General features: G+C 68.5%; 13 protein-coding genes. 7 read left to right on the top strand and 6 right to left on the bottom strand.

Going from position 1 to position 14,241, the window contains the following annotated elements:
* Positions 1-30 precede the first annotated feature (30 nt).
* Positions 31-189, top strand: coding sequence for a hypothetical protein (locus tag SK224_RS03055; RefSeq protein WP_320433322.1), 159 nt, complete (start codon positions 31-33; stop codon positions 187-189).
* A 156-nt stretch (positions 190-345) separates the two neighbouring features.
* Entirely contained in the window at positions 346-708 is a 363-nt protein-coding gene (locus SK224_RS03050; protein WP_320433321.1) for an ATP-dependent DNA ligase, read from the top strand.
* Between the two features lie 51 nt (positions 709-759).
* On the opposite strand, the gene SK224_RS03045 is transcribed toward SK224_RS03050, so the two are convergent.
* Genes SK224_RS03045 through SK224_RS03035 form a run of 3 tightly spaced genes read right to left on the bottom strand, consistent with a single transcriptional unit; the run spans position 760 to position 3,244 of the window.
* The gene (locus tag SK224_RS03045) at positions 760-1,473 is read right to left on the bottom strand and encodes a GDSL-type esterase/lipase family protein (protein ID WP_320433320.1); all 714 of its coding nucleotides are present in this window, start codon (positions 1,471-1,473) and stop codon (positions 760-762) included.
* The gene (locus SK224_RS03040) at positions 1,470-2,564 is read right to left on the bottom strand and encodes a HAMP domain-containing sensor histidine kinase (RefSeq protein ID WP_320433319.1); all 1,095 of its coding nucleotides are present in this window, start codon (positions 2,562-2,564) and stop codon (positions 1,470-1,472) included. Before SK224_RS03040 ends, SK224_RS03045 begins: the two co-directional genes overlap by 4 nt.
* On the bottom strand, positions 2,561-3,244 hold the full coding sequence (locus SK224_RS03035) for a response regulator transcription factor (RefSeq protein ID WP_320433318.1): 684 nt from the start codon (positions 3,242-3,244) through the stop codon (positions 2,561-2,563). Before SK224_RS03035 ends, SK224_RS03040 begins: the two co-directional genes overlap by 4 nt.
* A 100-nt stretch (positions 3,245-3,344) precedes the next feature.
* Here SK224_RS03035 and SK224_RS03030 point away from each other — a divergent pair, with 100 nt between their 5' ends.
* A complete protein-coding gene (locus SK224_RS03030) occupies positions 3,345-4,424 on the top strand; it encodes an acyltransferase (RefSeq protein WP_320433317.1) in 1,080 nt (359 codons plus the stop codon).
* 18 nt (positions 4,425-4,442) lie between these two features.
* Here SK224_RS03030 and SK224_RS03025 read toward each other — a convergent pair whose 3' ends face one another.
* A complete protein-coding gene (locus SK224_RS03025; RefSeq protein WP_320433316.1) occupies positions 4,443-4,937 on the bottom strand; it encodes a MaoC family dehydratase in 495 nt (164 codons plus the stop codon).
* Positions 4,938-5,182: 245 nt separating this feature from the next.
* Between SK224_RS03025 and SK224_RS03020 the strand changes: the two genes are divergently transcribed.
* Complete coding sequence (locus SK224_RS03020; RefSeq protein ID WP_320433315.1) at positions 5,183-6,832, top strand: sensor histidine kinase; 1,650 nt, start codon at positions 5,183-5,185, stop codon at positions 6,830-6,832.
* A gap of 91 nt (positions 6,833-6,923) precedes the next feature.
* The gene (gene treS / locus SK224_RS03015; protein ID WP_320433314.1) at positions 6,924-9,224 is read left to right on the top strand and encodes a maltose alpha-D-glucosyltransferase; all 2,301 of its coding nucleotides are present in this window, start codon (positions 6,924-6,926) and stop codon (positions 9,222-9,224) included.
* A gap of 1 nt (position 9,225) precedes the next feature.
* On the opposite strand, the gene SK224_RS03010 is transcribed toward treS, so the two are convergent.
* Both SK224_RS03010 and SK224_RS03005 read right to left on the bottom strand, forming a co-directional pair.
* On the bottom strand, positions 9,226-10,470 hold the full coding sequence (locus SK224_RS03010) for a maltokinase N-terminal cap-like domain-containing protein (RefSeq protein ID WP_320433313.1): 1,245 nt from the start codon (positions 10,468-10,470) through the stop codon (positions 9,226-9,228).
* Positions 10,471-10,547: 77 nt separating this feature from the next.
* Complete coding sequence (locus SK224_RS03005) at positions 10,548-11,744, bottom strand: ROK family protein (RefSeq protein ID WP_320433312.1); 1,197 nt, start codon at positions 11,742-11,744, stop codon at positions 10,548-10,550.
* Between the two features lie 108 nt (positions 11,745-11,852).
* Here SK224_RS03005 and SK224_RS03000 point away from each other — a divergent pair, with 108 nt between their 5' ends.
* The gene (locus SK224_RS03000; RefSeq protein ID WP_320433311.1) at positions 11,853-12,860 is read left to right on the top strand and encodes a sugar phosphate isomerase/epimerase family protein; all 1,008 of its coding nucleotides are present in this window, start codon (positions 11,853-11,855) and stop codon (positions 12,858-12,860) included.
* A gap of 222 nt (positions 12,861-13,082) precedes the next feature.
* Positions 13,083-14,198, top strand: coding sequence for a multiple monosaccharide ABC transporter substrate-binding protein (chvE, locus tag SK224_RS02995; RefSeq protein ID WP_320433310.1), 1,116 nt, complete (start codon positions 13,083-13,085; stop codon positions 14,196-14,198).
* Positions 14,199-14,241 lie beyond the last annotated feature (43 nt).

Below are 14,241 nucleotides of genomic sequence, written 5' to 3'. Positions count from 1 at the left end.
GATCACGCCGCGTTCGCGTAGAAACGGGGGATGCGTTTCGTCGTCCCCGTGCAACTGATCGAGCCGATCGCGGGCGAGCGCTACGGGCACGGCGTCGAGGTCGACGCGGAGAACTGGGCGGACGCGATGGCCGATGTCCTGATCGCCGTCGGCCCTGACTGGGAGGTCGCGGAGCCGTTTCGCTCCTGACGTAACCCCGAATCGGCGGGTGGGGTTGCGCACCGGAGCCATCCGGAGGATCGTGGCTCGTCAACCGCCCGCTCGGAGCGTGTCGATTTCTCAGGTCTGAACCATCGTCAAACGGCTGATCGTCGCTCACTTCGCGTTGGCAGGCCGGAGTCCATCATGGGAAAGCTGATCTACGACCAGTACACGAAGGCGGAGTTCGAAGACCGCACCTTGGCTCACCTTCAGCAGGTGATCTTCACCAAACTGCGCCGCAACGAATCGTTCGCGCTCACGTGGAAGGAAGACGTGAGCCTCGGCAGCGGGCGGACCTCGGTCTGGCTGCACCCGAACGCCAACGTGCAGTTCAAGTTCTTCGGCACACGTGAGCCCGCTCTGAATCGGGCATGGCTGGAAGCCCTCGCCTACACCGCAAGCGGGCCGACGGGCCTCTACGTCGTTCCGGAGCCGGCACCGAACGAGTCCCCTGTGCCGACGCCCCACGCAGCATCGCAGCGTTTCGATCTCGTGCCGGCTGACTGAACACCGATCGCGTGCAGGCGCTGCTCCGATCGGCGCGGGCCTGCACGCGGATCAACAGAGGGGAGCCGTGCCGCCCACGAGATCCGCCAGAGCGGACTGGCCCGCGTCGTTCGGGTGCAGATGATCACCCGAGTCGAAGGCGGGAAGGATGCGGGTGGGATCGGCAGGATCGGCGAGCACGGCGTCGAAGTCGATGACATCGACACCTGCGATCCGACCCGAGCGAAGCGCCGCGTTCACATCGACGCGTGTCTGCTCGCCGGCCGGATCCCAACGATCGAACCCGCCGAACGGCGTGAGCGTCGTCACTGCGGTCAGGACGCCCGCAGCATGAGCCTTCTCCGCGAAGTGACGGATGCCGGCGAGGATGTCGTCGGCGCTGTACTCGTGGGGTACCGCTTGGATGTCGTTGATGACGTCGGTCAGGATGACCCTGCGGACGCCGGGGATCGACAATGCGTCCTCTTGCAGGCGGGACAGGCTGCTCGGTAGATCCGGAGAGGACTCGAGCAAGCGGGTGGCGCTGATGCTCCGGTTGACCAGCTGGCAACCGCGGGCCGCAGCGTCGCCTGCTCGTTCGACGAGGCTCGGCCAATCGTGTCCGGCTGTGGCGCGGTAGCCCTGCGAGATCGAGGCGCCGATCACGACGGTCGCGGAGGCGTCTCTGGGCGTCGGGATGCCGGCGATCACCGCCGTCGTCGCGATGGCCGCCGCGGCGCAGACGCTCGCCGCCCACAGGGCCGCGCGAGCGCTTCGTCGCGTCACCGCTCGTCCGACGTCGAGCCGCCGAGGAACCGGAGCGTCACCAGAAGGCCGCCCGACGGTCGAGAACTCAGCGACAGGTCCACCGTGTGCAGCTCGGCGATCCGCTGCGCGATCGACAGGCCCAGCCCGTGCCCCTTCGCGGTGGTGCGCGCGTGCAGCCGGGTGAACGGCTCGGCGAGCGTCTGCAGCTGTTCCGGCGGGATGTGCTCGCCGTCGTTCTCGATGGCCAGCACGGGGATTCCCGCCGCGGTGAGCGAGACGGCCACGGTCCCGCCGTCGCGGTTGTGGAGAACCGCGTTGCGGAGCAGGTTCGACAGCAGCTGCCCGAGCAGCTGCGGGTTCCCGGTGACCTGCACCGGGTCGAGGCGGAGCCTCACCTTGAGGCGACGCTCGCGGATATCGGGTTCGAGTTCGCTGATCTGTCCGGCGACGAGCTCGCGCAGGTCGACGTCCGTCATGTTCAGATGAGCCTCGGCGGACGCGAGCTCCAGCAGGGCGCTCGTGATGGAGATCATACGATCGTTCACCGACAGGAGGCGTCGGAACGTGACCGCTGCCTCATCGGAGGGCTGATCGCGCAGGGCGACCTGGAGCAGGGTGCGAGAGGTCGCGAGCGGTGTACGCAGCTCGTGCGAGGCATTGGCGGCGAAGCGGTTTCCACTCTCCGCGCTGGCCTGCACCTGATCCAGGAGCGTGTTGACGGCGGCGAACAGCTCACGTGTCTCGGCCGGGCCGCTCGGCGGAACAAGTCGTACGTCCAGGACCTGCTCTGCTTCCGCCTCGCTGAGCGTCGCGACGGCATCCGCGTACGGACGGGTCAGGCGACCGAGAAGGAACCACGTCGCGACGCTGACGATGCCGATGAGCAGCAGGCCGACGGGCAGGACCACCCCGAACATGAGCGAGGTCATCTGGCCGACGGTCACGGCGTTGTCGTAGATGACCGAGCCCTCGGACTCCTGGACCGTGCTGGGGACGGCGCGAGTAGTCAGCACTAAGAGCGTCGTCAGCCCGATCAACGCCGCGGCGATGGCCGCCGTGGCGGCAGCGACCAGGGTCAGGACGGTGCGAAGACGAAGCGAGGCGATCATGTCGTGGCCGCTCGCGTCGACGGACGGAGGATGCGGTAACCCGCCCCGGGAACGGTCTCGACGAGAGAGGGGAGTCCGAGCTTCTTGCGAAGGGTCGAGACGGTCACGCGGATCGTGTTCGTGAACGGGTCCGCGTTCTCGTCCCATGCCTGCTCCAGCAACTGTTCTGCGCTCACGACGCCACCATCCGCGCGGACGAGGACTTCCAGCACGGCGAACTCCTTGCGGGCCAGGTGAAGGAACCGCCCGTCTCGGTACGCCTCCCTGCGGAAGGTGTCGACACGGAGGCCGCCCGCTTCCAGTACCGGTGGAAGGGCGGCTCCGGAGCGGCGGTAGAGGGCGGCGATGCGGGCGACGAGCTCGTCGAAGTCGAAGGGCTTGGTCAGATAGTCGTCGGCGCCGATCGCCAGCCCCGCGACCCGCTCGCTGACCGCCGCCGATGCGGTCAGCATGAGGACCTTCGGGGCGTCGCTCATCGTCGTGATCCGGCGGCAGACGTCATCGCCGTGGATGATCGGGATGTCGCGGTCCAGCACGACGACGTCGTACCTCGTCTCGGCGACTGCATCCACTGCGCGGGCGCCGTCCCTGGCGATGTCGGCGGCGATCGCCTCGATACGCAGCCCACGGTGAATCGCATCCGCGAGAAGCGGTTCGTCTTCGACGATCAGTACGCGCACCGGCGGTCACCTCCTCGGCAAGTCGAACACAGCCCACCTAAACGCAGCGTAAAGCGGGCGCCGAACGTTCCCGCAACACCCGGACGAGTGGGCTCGTGCCATGACCACGCTGCTCGCTTCCCCCGCGCCCATCGGTGCACCGAGTCGTCCCGTGGCGACCGCGTCGCTCGGATCGCTCACCGGCTTGCGCTGGGTGGCTGCGACGGCGGTCTTCGTCTACCACCTGCGGAACATGCAGTACTTCGACGGGCCTGCGCAGACGCTGCTGTCGGTCTTCTCCGGCGCGGGATCGACGGCCGTGTCGCTGTTCTTCATCCTTTCGGGGTTCGTGCTCGCCTACTCCTACCGCCCGACGGGCATCGGTCGTTACTACCTGCGACGATTCGCGCGGGTCTATCCGCTGCACCTCGTCGGCGTCGCGCTGGCGGTCTGCGTCGGCGCGACGGTGTTCCCTGCCATCCGCACAACTGATCCGCGCTCGTTCGTCGCCAACCTGCTGCTGGTCAACTCCTGGTGGTCGCCCTGGTGGCAAACGGGAAATCCGGTCTCGTGGTCGTTGGCGTGCGAGGTGTTCTTCTACCTCTGTGCGCCCTTCCTGATCCGCGTCATCGCCGCGCGCGGCGTCACCGTGACGCGTACGATCCTCGCGCTCAGTCTCGCCGCGACCTGGGTCGCGCCCGTGGTCGCTCTGGCGGCGCCCGGGATCTCGCCGTACAGCTTTCCACCGGTGCGCCTGGTCGAGTTCATCGCAGGTATCGCTGCGGCATGTCTCGTGCGCGGCCACGGCTGGCGTCTGCGCGGCCTCATCCTCCCGCTGTCGGCAACGCTCGGGGGATACATCGCGGCCTCGTTCCTCGGAGAGACGCCGTTCGGTGCGGCCTCGGCGACCAGTCTCGGCTTCGTGCTCCTCGTCGTGGCGCTCGCCACGGCCGACCTCGACGGGCGAGGCTCCTGGCTCTCGTCGTCGCTTCTGCAGAAGCTCGGTGCGGCATCCTTCGCCTTCTACCTGGTGCATCTTCTGGTACTCCAGTGCGTGCTCGGCTTCTTGACTCCCGAGCGCACGGACGCGGGTGCGCTCGGAGCTGCGGTTCTGGCGTTCGCCGCGGCATCGGCCCTCGCCGTGGTTCTCCACAGGGGCGTCGAGGGGCCCGTGCACGCGCTGCTCACCCGACGCCGATGATCTCCGAGCGGCGCAGGCTCATGAGCCGGCCTGCGGTGTGAGCGTGAGCAGGTACGTGTGGTTGCCGTCGAGCACGAGGTCACCGCGCTGATTGTGGATGGTGGCACGCGTCGTGACCTGTCCCGCGCCGTCGACCTCGGACAGATCGATGATCTCCAGCTGCGGGTAGAGGGTGTCGCCCGCGTGGACCTCGCCCAGGAAGCGCGCGCTCACGCTCGTGAACGCGATGAAGATGTCGCCGATGTAGTGCGGGAAGAGCGTCGCGCCCGGCGCCGTGAAGGCCAGCACCTGAAGGCCGTGCACCACGGGAGCGCTGTGTCCGTGCGCTCTGGCGTACTCCTCGTCGTAGTGGATCGGGTGGTTGTCGGCAGAGACGGCCTGGAACGCCGAGGCGTGGGCGTCCGTCAGCGTGCGGCTGGGGGCGCGGAAGACGTCCCCGACCTCGAGCTGCTCGAACGTCTTGGCGGGAACGATGAGGAAATCGGACGGGTCGAAGGTGGGTGTGCTGCTCATGGCTGTCTCCGTTTCACGCGGTGTCCGCCGGCGGTGAGGGCGGCTTCGCGGCGAGTCAAGCCGAGTTCCCGCATCCGGTCGCCGGACACCTGACGAGATTGCGCTCGACACGTCTCGGGGGACATACACCCTGGCCTTCTGCGCGAGAAGAGAGGCGCGCCGATCGGGGTGGACGCGCTACTCTCAGGCGTTCCGTCGTGGGGACGGAAGCGTTCCGTCGTGGGGACGGGCAGATCGGAGGAGGGGTGGCTTCCGACAGCGCTGCGGCATGGCGCGCGAGGGTGTATCTCTTCGTGCAGACGCAGTCGGCGATCGTCGCGACCTTCGTGCTGCTCGCGGTCGTCGCCGCGATTCTGGGGGTCATGCCCGAGCAGCCGCTGCTGGCGGTCTTCGGCTACCTGCTCGTCGCGGCCGCGACCGCCATGTCTCTCGCGCTGCCGTTCGAGCGGTGGCCCTTCTCGCGGCAGTCGGCGATCGCGGGGGCCGACCTGGTCGCGAGCATCTGCCTCGCCCTGTCCATGTACAACGACGTCCGTGCGATCGCCGCCCTCGCCGCCTTCCCCGCCGTATGGCTCGCGACGATCGGCGGCAGGTGGGGAGCCGGTGCCGGGCTCGTGGGCGTCTACGTCGCGATCCTCGCGCCGCCGCTGCTCACGCAGGTCGCGCTCACCGCGGCCAACTGGGCGAGCGTGCTGCTGTTCGCCATCGTCATGCCTGTCTTCGTGGTCGTCGCCCGCATCCTCGTGGAGACGAATCGACACTTCCAGGCACTGCTGAGCGACGCGCGCGAGCGCGAGAGCGCGAGTGGCAAGCAGATCGAGCGTCTCGGTGCCGTTCTGCGCAGCTATGCCGAGACCGCCGACATCGGCGTCGTCGTGCTGGACGAGAACAGGCGCGCCCTGATCACCAACCGCCGCTCGCGCGCCTTCGCAGAGCTCGCGGGACTGGACTCCACGACGGGCGTCTGTGCACACATGTACGCCGCCGACCGCGTGACTCCCGTCGCCCCCGCCGATCAGGCACTCCGGCGTGCCATCAGCGGAGAGGCGGTCGAGGGAGAACTGCTCTGGATCGGCCCGCCGGGTGAGCAGCTCGCCCTGATCTCCACCGCTCTGCGCCTCACGGCCTCGGACGGGTCGAGTCTGGGGACGATGATCGTCGCCCAGGACATCACCGATCAGTTGCGCCGCGGGCGGGAGAGAGAAGACGCGCTGGCCACGCTGTCGCACGAACTGCGCGCGCCCCTCAACGCGATCATCGGATATGCCGAGCTCCTCCTGTCCGAACCGCTGCCGACCCACTCGCGCGCGCACGTCGATGTCATCGCCCGCAACGCCGACCGACTGCTCGCGCTGTCGAATCGGTTCCTCGACGGCCTTCATTCGTCTGCGCGCCTGGAGATGACGGACATCTCGCTTCGCTCGGTCGTGGCGGAGGTCGTCGACCCGTGCGTGACGCCCGAGCTGGAGCTGCGCACGGTCACGGTCGACATCGAGCAGGATGCGCTCGTGCGGTCGGATCGTGCCGCCCTGGTCGCCATCCTCGGCAACCTCGTCTCGAACGCAGTGAAGTACTCGGGCGAGGGCGACGAGGTGCGCGTGGTCGCGGGCGCAGGAGCGGAGACCGTCTGGATCACCGTCGCGAACACCGGGTCGCACATCGACCGAAGGGATCTGGAACGCATCTTCGACCGGTTCTACCGGGCGTCCGCGGCCCGCGAGAGCGCTGTGCCGGGAACGGGGATCGGGCTCGCGGTGAGTCGCACCCTGGCCGCGGCGCTCGGCGGTTCGCTGACGGCCGACGACGTGGCGGAGGGAGCATCCTTCACCCTTCGCCTGCCGTCGGGGACCGCCGAGGCCGAGCGACCTCCGGAGGCGATGGAGGCGTCGGCGTAGCGTCCTCCTCCCTCGGGCGCGCACCCATAGTTGTTCCGGCAGATACGCGCCAGTGCTCGTGGCGAGCGGGCGGAATCTCTACCGTGGAGGAATGGCGCGCGACGACGACCGACCCGAAGACCTCTACACCGGCCCCATCGACCTGCCCAAGATGGCCGCGGAGGCGGGCGAGGGCGAGCTCGAGGCCGCCGAGATCAGCTACGACGAACAGCGGTATCCGGCTCGTCCGCGGCGGCTTCGCCCGCGTGACCAGTTCCGAGGGGGCAGCGTCCGCCGCATCCGCACCGATCCGCGCACCGCCAACGGCACGAATCCGTCCTACGTCGAGTGGCTCGTGCGGCAGTCGATGCTCAAGGACGCGGACGTTCTCGCTCGACAGCTCTCCGGCCAGCCCGCGATGTGGCGCAATCCTTATGCCCGTCCCGATGCGCGCCGGGCGATCGCCACGAGCGACGTGTGGTTCACGGCCTATCCGATCTCGCTCATCACCCGCCCGGGCCAGTCCTTCCTGGCGGCTCTCGGGGATGAGGAGCTGTGGGCGGTCTTCGAGCGCATCGGGATCACGGCGATCCACACCGGACCCGTCAAGCGCGCCGGAGGCATCGCGGGCTGGGGGGAGACCCCCAGCGTCGACGGCCATTTCGACCGCATCAGCACCGCGATCGACCCCGCCTTCGGAACCGAGGACGAGTTCCGCACGCTCTGCGACGTCGCCGACGCGTACGGCGGCAGCGTCATCGACGACATCGTTCCCGGTCACACGGGCAAGGGAGCCGACTTCCGCCTGGCAGAGATGGGCTTCAAGGACTACCCGGGCATCTATCACATGGTCGAGATCCCGCGGGAGGACTGGTCGCTGCTGCCGGATGTGCCCGACGGCGTCGACAGCGTGAACCTCGACCCCGCCACCGAGCACGAGCTCGCAGAGCGCGGCTACATCATCGGCGCCCTGCAGCGCGTGATCTTCTACACGCCCGGGGTGAAGGAGACCAACTGGAGCACGACCGCGCCCGTCATCGGCCCCGACGGCGCGACCCGCCGCTGGGTGTACCTGCATTACTTCAAGCAGGGACAGCCCTCGATCAACTGGCTGGATCCGACCTTCGCCGGGATGCGGCTGGTGATCGGCGACGCCCTGCACTCGCTCGGGGAGCTCGGCACGAGTGCGCTGCGTCTGGACGCCAACGGTTTCCTCGGCGTGGAGAAGAGCGCGGAAGGGTTGCCGGCATGGTCCGAGGGGCACCCGCTCTCGCACGCGGCGAACCACATCATCGCGGGCATGGTGCGAAAGGTCGGCGGCTTCACCTTCCAGGAGCTGAACCTGACGATCGAGGACATCCGCGACACCGGAGCCGTCGGCGCGGACCTCTCGTACGACTTCATCGGACGGCCCGGTTACCACCATGCGCTCGCCACGGGGCAGACCGAGTTCCTGCGGCTCGCTCTGACCTCGTCGCTCGAGCTGGGTGTCGCGCCGGTGCAGCTCGTCCACGGGCTCCAGAACCACGACGAGCTCACCTACGAGCTGGTCCACTGGGCTACCCGCCACGCCGAAGATCTCTACCGATTCCGCGGACATGAGATCTCAGGCGCCGAGCTCGCGGAACTCGTGCGCGCCGAGCTCACCGAGCACTTGACGGGCACCGCCGACTACAACCGCGTCTTCACGCAGAACGGGATCGCCTGCACCTCGGCGTCGCTGATCGCGGCGACGCAGGGCATCGAGCGGCTCGACGACGTCCGTGACGAGCACGTGCCGGTCATCCGCGACGCCCACCTCCTCCTCTGCGCGTACAACGCGTGGCAGCCCGGTGTCTTCGCCCTCTCCGGTTGGGACCTGGTCGGGATGCTGACCGTCCCCGCCGACGAGGTCGCCGATCTCATCTCGGCCGGTGACACGCGCTGGATCGAGCGGGGTGCGCACGACCTGCTCGATGCCGATCCCGCCGCCACGCGCTCGGCGGCGGGAATGCCGCGCGGCCGAGCCCTCTACGGGCCGTTGCCCGCGCAGCTCGACGACGCCGACTCTTTCGCTAACCGCCTCGCCGGCATCCTGGACCTGCGCCGGGAGTCGGGCATCGCGACGGCGACCCAGGTGGATGTGCCGGAGGTGGCGCACGCGGCGATGCTCGTCCTCGTGCATCGACTCGACAACGGGGATGCGGCCGCCGATGCGCCGATGCAGGTGACCGTGCTGAACTTCTCCGCCGAGCCGATCGTCGGAACGGTGCGTTCGGAGCATCTGCTGCCGCAGAGCGACGTGACGGACGCCGCGACGGGCGAGGATGCGGGGCGTGTGGACGACCTGCAGAGCTTCGCGGTGTCGCTGCCCGCCTATGGCGCGCGGTTCCTGATGCTCCGGGCGCCCGAGGCCGATCCCGAGGTCGACTGAGTCAGCCGGCCAGCGCCGCGTCGATGCCTGCGAGGGGCACCGGAAGCCAGTCGGGGCGGTTTCGCGCCTCGTAGATCGACTCGTAGACGGCCTTGTCGAGCACGAGGGCGCGCAGCAGAACGGGGTCGAGCGCGACGGCGCCCGGCGCGTTCATATACGCATCGAGGAATGCGCTGCGGCAGGCGGCGGACCACGCCGCGGCGTCGGGCGCCTCGCCGACCGCCCCCGCGTAGTCGAAGGAGCGCAGCATGCCCGCCACGTCGCGCGGCGGCAGGTCGGGGATCGCCCGCTCCGTCATCGGTCGCAGCGGCTCCCCCTCGAAGTCGACGAGGCGCCAGCCGCCGTGGGGAACGGCGAGTACCTGTCCAAGATGCAGGTCCCCGTGGATGCGCTGCAGGAGTGGCCATGGTCGCTCGAGTGCGGCGCGATAGACCCCCTCGATCGCGGTGAGCCGGTCGGCGACCGCCGGGACCTCCGTGGCGGCGATCCGGAGTCGCCGCCGCCAGGCGACGCCCACGGCCGCGACCGCATCCGAGTCGGGAGCGGATGCGCCGAGGGTCGCACCGAGAGCGCCGTGCACCCCGGCCACCGCCGTCCCCAGGTCGCGAGCGGCCTCGGTGAAGTCGCGTCCTTCGCGCGCCGCCTCCAGTGCCACCGACCAGCCGTCGCGCACGCCGCGGAGGAACTCCTGCGCGAAAGCGAGCGTGCCGCGAGCCACCCCGGACTCGCGCCCCACATCCGGCCACTCCGCATCCAGGCTGCCGTAGAACCGGGGGACGTACGGCGACCCGGCGGCGCTCAGCACCCGCTGTACGGTGACGTCGGGGTTCTCCCCGTGGTGGAGGGTGCGGAAGAGTTTCATGATGATGGACGGGCGGCCGTCCTTCTCGAAGATGATCGACGTGTTGGACTGCTCGACCGCCAGCACCCGCGAGCCTGTGACGTGACTCACGTCGACGCCCATGGCCTCGAGAGTGCCGATCGCGAAGGCGCTCTGGCGCGCCGCATCCACGAGGAGCCCGTCGACCGTCCGCCCGATCACGTCATCGCCCTCGTTCGTGTGCGAGACGACGCCGACGGGCACGTGATACAGCGCAGGGAGCGTGCCGGCGTCGTCCATCAGCAGATAGCGGGTGGCAGCAGGGGCGGGTTGGGCATCGAGCACGCGGAAGCGCGGTTCATGGCTCTTCCCGGCGTACCACCGCTGCTGCGCGACCCAGGTGCCGACTTCATCCGTGATGTCCACGTTGTCCACCTTGGTGGCTGGCCGCCCGCCGAAGGAAGGGCTGGACGTGCGCGGCACTCAGGGCTTACACGGCGGCGTCAGTCCGCGGCTTGCGCAACCCGGATGTTGACGTTCTCGGCAGAGAGCACCTCGCGCACGACGAGCATGGCCGCGCCGAGTACGGCCGCGCGCTCGGCGGTGGGTGATTGCACGATCGCGAGATGCTGGGTGGCGAGCGGGATGGAGCGGCGGTAGACCACCTCGCGCACGCCGGCGAGCAGGTGCTCCCCGGCGCGGGCGATGCTCCCGCCGAGCACGATGACGGAGGGGTTCAGCAGGTTGACGACCGTCGACAGCACCTCGCCGACGTCGCGTCCGGCCTGGCGCAGGGCATCGATGGCCGCCGCGTTGCCGGCGCGGACGAGCTCGATCACGTCCTGACTCGTCTCGGCCTCGACGCCCTGGGCACGCAACGTCGCGGCGATCGCGCTTCCGCTGGCGAGGTCCTCGAGGTCGAGCTCCTCCACACGGCGGCCGCGTGACGCGCTCACGTGAGGCACGCGTACGTGACCCATGTCGCCCGCGGACCCCTGAGCGCCGCGCTGCAAGCGGCCGCCCGCGATGATTCCGGCGCCGATGCCGGTGGCGACCTTCACGAAGATCAGATCGGTCGTCTCCGGGAAGCTCGCCGCCTGCTCGCCCAGCGCCAGGAGGTTGACGTCGTTGTCGACGAAGACGGGGACGTCGAACGTGCGCCGGATGTAGGACGGGATGTCGAAACGGTCCCACCCGGGCATGATCGGCGGGTTGTAGGGGCGTCCGCTCGAGTGCTCGACCGGACCCGGCACGCCGATTCCGACCCCCGCGAGGGGCATGGCGGCGAGAGTCGCATCCTCCAACAGTGCCGTGCCCTGCTCGGCGACGTGGTCGAGGACGGCGACCGGTCCGCTGGCGATGTCCATCGGATGCGTGACCGTCGCGAGGATCCGACCGCTCAGATCGGAGACGGCGATGGTCGCGTGGGAGGCGCCGAGATCGACCGCGAGCACGAGTCCCGCGCGCGGATTGAACGCCACGCGCGAGGGAGGCCGTCCGCCCGTCGAGGCTGCTTCTCCGGCGGGGGAGACCAGTCCCGAAGCGAGCAGGGCGTCGACGCGCGATGACACGGTCGAGCGGGCCAGGCCCGTGAGGTGTACCAGGTCCGCTTTGGTGCGCGCGTGACCGTCCAGGAGGAGCTGGAAGATGTCGCCGGCGCCGGCGGGAGTGCTCCCCAGGGCCCTGCCCGCGTCCGTCATAGGGGTAGTAAATCACACGCGTTCTGCTCTTCCTTCTCTGTGATTCGCCGGATGGGTGTGCGACTTGTGACAGGATGCCGACAGAAGCCGGACCCCAGAGGAGAGCCGATGAACACGCATCCCGTCACTTTGTTCACCGGTCAGTGGGCGGATCTTCCGTTCGAGGAGGTCGCGCGCCTCGCCGCATCCTGGGGCTACGACGGGTTGGAGATCGCGGCGTCGGGTGATCATCTGGATCTGCGTCGTGCGGATGTGGATGATGCGTATGTCGCGTCGCGGCGGGAGATTCTCGACCGGTACGGACTTCGGGTGTTCGCGATCTCGAATCATCTGGCGGGTCAGGCGGTGTGTGATGCGCCGATCGATTTTCGTCATGAGGCGATCGTGCGCGAGTACGTGTGGGGTGATGGTGACGCGGAGGGTGTGCGTCAGCGGGCGGCGGAGGACATGAAGCGGGCGGCGCGGGTGGCCCGCAAGCTCGGTGTGGACACGGTCGTCGGGTTCACCGGGTCGTCGATCTGGCCGTATGTGGCGATGTTCCCGCCGGTTGCGGCCTCGGTGATCGAGGGTGGGTTCGAGGATTTCGCGGCGCGGTGGAATCCGATCCTCGACGTGTTCGATTCGGAGGGGGTGCGGTTCGCGCACGAGGTGCATCCGGGTGAGATCGCCTACGACTATTGGAGTTCTGTGCGGGCGCTGGAGGCGATCGATCACCGCGACGCGTTCGGGTTCAATTGGGATCCGTCGCACATGATGTGGCAGAACATCGATCCGGTCGGGTTCATCTGGGACTTCCAGGACCGGATCTATCACGTGGACTGCAAGGACACCAGGATGCGGCCCCGTAACGGTCGGGCGGGCGTGTTGGGTTCGCACCTGCCGTGGGGGGATCCTCGCCGGGGGTGGGACTTCGTCTCCACCGGTCACGGCGACGTGCCCTGGGAGGACTCCTTCCGCGCCCTCGAAGCCATCGGCTACACCGGCCCCATCTCCATCGAGTGGGAGGACGCGGGCATGGACCGCCGCCACGGCGCCGCCCAAGCGGTCGAGTTCGTCCGGAGCCTGCTCTGGCCCACTCCCACCGCCTCCTTCGACGACGCCTTCCGCAACCAGTAGCGGCTCGCTGTCTCCGCGCGTGCGTGGTCCTCCCTCGGGGAGAGATCGCTCCCACGCATTTATGTTGTGCCTCTAGACAAAATCAGCCGAGGTGGTTAATTTTACGGAGCCGTCATAATTCCGACGGTCATCAGCCGGGACGACGAAGCCCCGAGCCCGCCGCAGCGACAGTGCGGGCGCGCCGCTATCGGCCTTGCGATTCAGAGAGGAAACGCACATCACATGAAGAAGAAGCTCCTTGCGGCCGTGGCGGTCGGCGCCCTCGCCATCAGCCTCGCCGCGTGTTCGTCGACGCGGGGCGGCGACGACCCGTCCGGCGCCGCCGCCTCGACCGACTGCAACGTCGGCATCGCGATGCCCACGCGCAGTCTCGAGCGCTGGATCAATGACGGCGAGCAGCTGCAGGCCAAGCTGAAGGACGCCGGCTGCACCGTCGATCTGCAGTACGCCGACAACAAGACCGACCAGCAGATCAGCCAGATCCAGAACCAGCTCGCCGGCGGCGCGAAGATCCTCGTGATCGCCGCCATCGACGGTTCCACTCTCGGCCCGGTGCTCGAGGAGGCGAAGGCGCAGAACGCGACCGTCATCGCCTACGACCGCCTCATCAACGGCAGCGAGAACGTTGACTACTACGCCACCTTCGACAACTACAAGGTCGGTACGCTCCAGGGCCAGTACATCGAGAAGCAGCTGGGCCTTGCAGACGGCAAGGGCCCGTTCAACCTCGAGCCCTTCGCCGGCAGCCCTGACGACAACAACGCGAAGTTCTTCTTCGCCGGCGCGTGGGACGTCCTGAAGCCCTACATCGACAAGGGCCAGCTGGTCGTTCCCAGCGGCAAGGCTCCTGCGAACGACGATGCGTGGGCGTCGATCGGCATCCAGGGCTGGGCGTCCGACAAGGCGCAGGCCGAGATGGACAACCGCCTCTCGTCGTTCTACGGCGACGGCAAGAAGGTCAGCGTGGTGCTCTCGCCCAACGACAGCCTCGCGATCGGCATCGAGGCGTCGCTGAAGTCCGCGGGCTACACCGCGGGCGCGGACTACCCGATCATCACCGGTCAGGATGCGGACAAGGCGAACGTCAAGGCCATCCTCGACGGTCTGCAGTCCATGACGGTCTGGAAGGACACGCGTGCGCTCGGTGACCGCGTGTTCACGATGATCCAGGAGATCACGCAGGGCAAGGAGGTCGAGGTCAACGACACCAAGACCTACGACAACGGCAAGAAGGTCGTGCCGTCGTACCTGCTGACGCCCGAGGTCGTCACGAAGGACGACGTGCAGTCGAAGCTCATCGACTCCGGCTTCCTCAAGGCCTCCGACGTCGGTCTCTGATCCATCCACGCGGCGGGGCGGGTCTCACCCGCCCCGCCGCTCG

The organism is Microbacterium sp. BG28, from assembly GCF_034044005.1.
GTDB lineage: Bacteria > Actinomycetota > Actinomycetes > Actinomycetales > Microbacteriaceae > Microbacterium.
Note: the sequence above shows the minus strand (reverse complement) of the source record. Positions and strands in the feature narration are given on the sequence as shown.

Bases quoted from the DNA above. Each gene is read 5' to 3' on its own strand.
- SK224_RS03030 (WP_320433317.1), top strand. From the start codon at position 3,345: ATGACCACGCTGCTCGCTTCCCCCGCGCCCATCGGTGCACCGAGTCGT.
- chvE (WP_320433310.1), top strand. From the start codon at position 13,083: ATGAAGAAGAAGCTCCTTGCGGCCGTGGCGGTCGGCGCCCTCGCCATC.
- treS (WP_320433314.1), top strand. From the start codon at position 6,924: ATGGCGCGCGACGACGACCGACCCGAAGACCTCTACACCGGCCCCATC.
- SK224_RS03005 (WP_320433312.1), bottom strand. From the start codon at position 11,744: ATGACGGACGCGGGCAGGGCCCTGGGGAGCACTCCCGCCGGCGCCGGC.
- SK224_RS03050 (WP_320433321.1), top strand. From the start codon at position 346: ATGGGAAAGCTGATCTACGACCAGTACACGAAGGCGGAGTTCGAAGAC.
- SK224_RS03055 (WP_320433322.1), top strand. From the start codon at position 31: ATGCGTTTCGTCGTCCCCGTGCAACTGATCGAGCCGATCGCGGGCGAG.
- SK224_RS03040 (WP_320433319.1), bottom strand. From the start codon at position 2,564: ATGATCGCCTCGCTTCGTCTTCGCACCGTCCTGACCCTGGTCGCTGCC.
- SK224_RS03000 (WP_320433311.1), top strand. From the start codon at position 11,853: ATGAACACGCATCCCGTCACTTTGTTCACCGGTCAGTGGGCGGATCTT.
- SK224_RS03025 (WP_320433316.1), bottom strand. From the start codon at position 4,937: ATGAGCAGCACACCCACCTTCGACCCGTCCGATTTCCTCATCGTTCCC.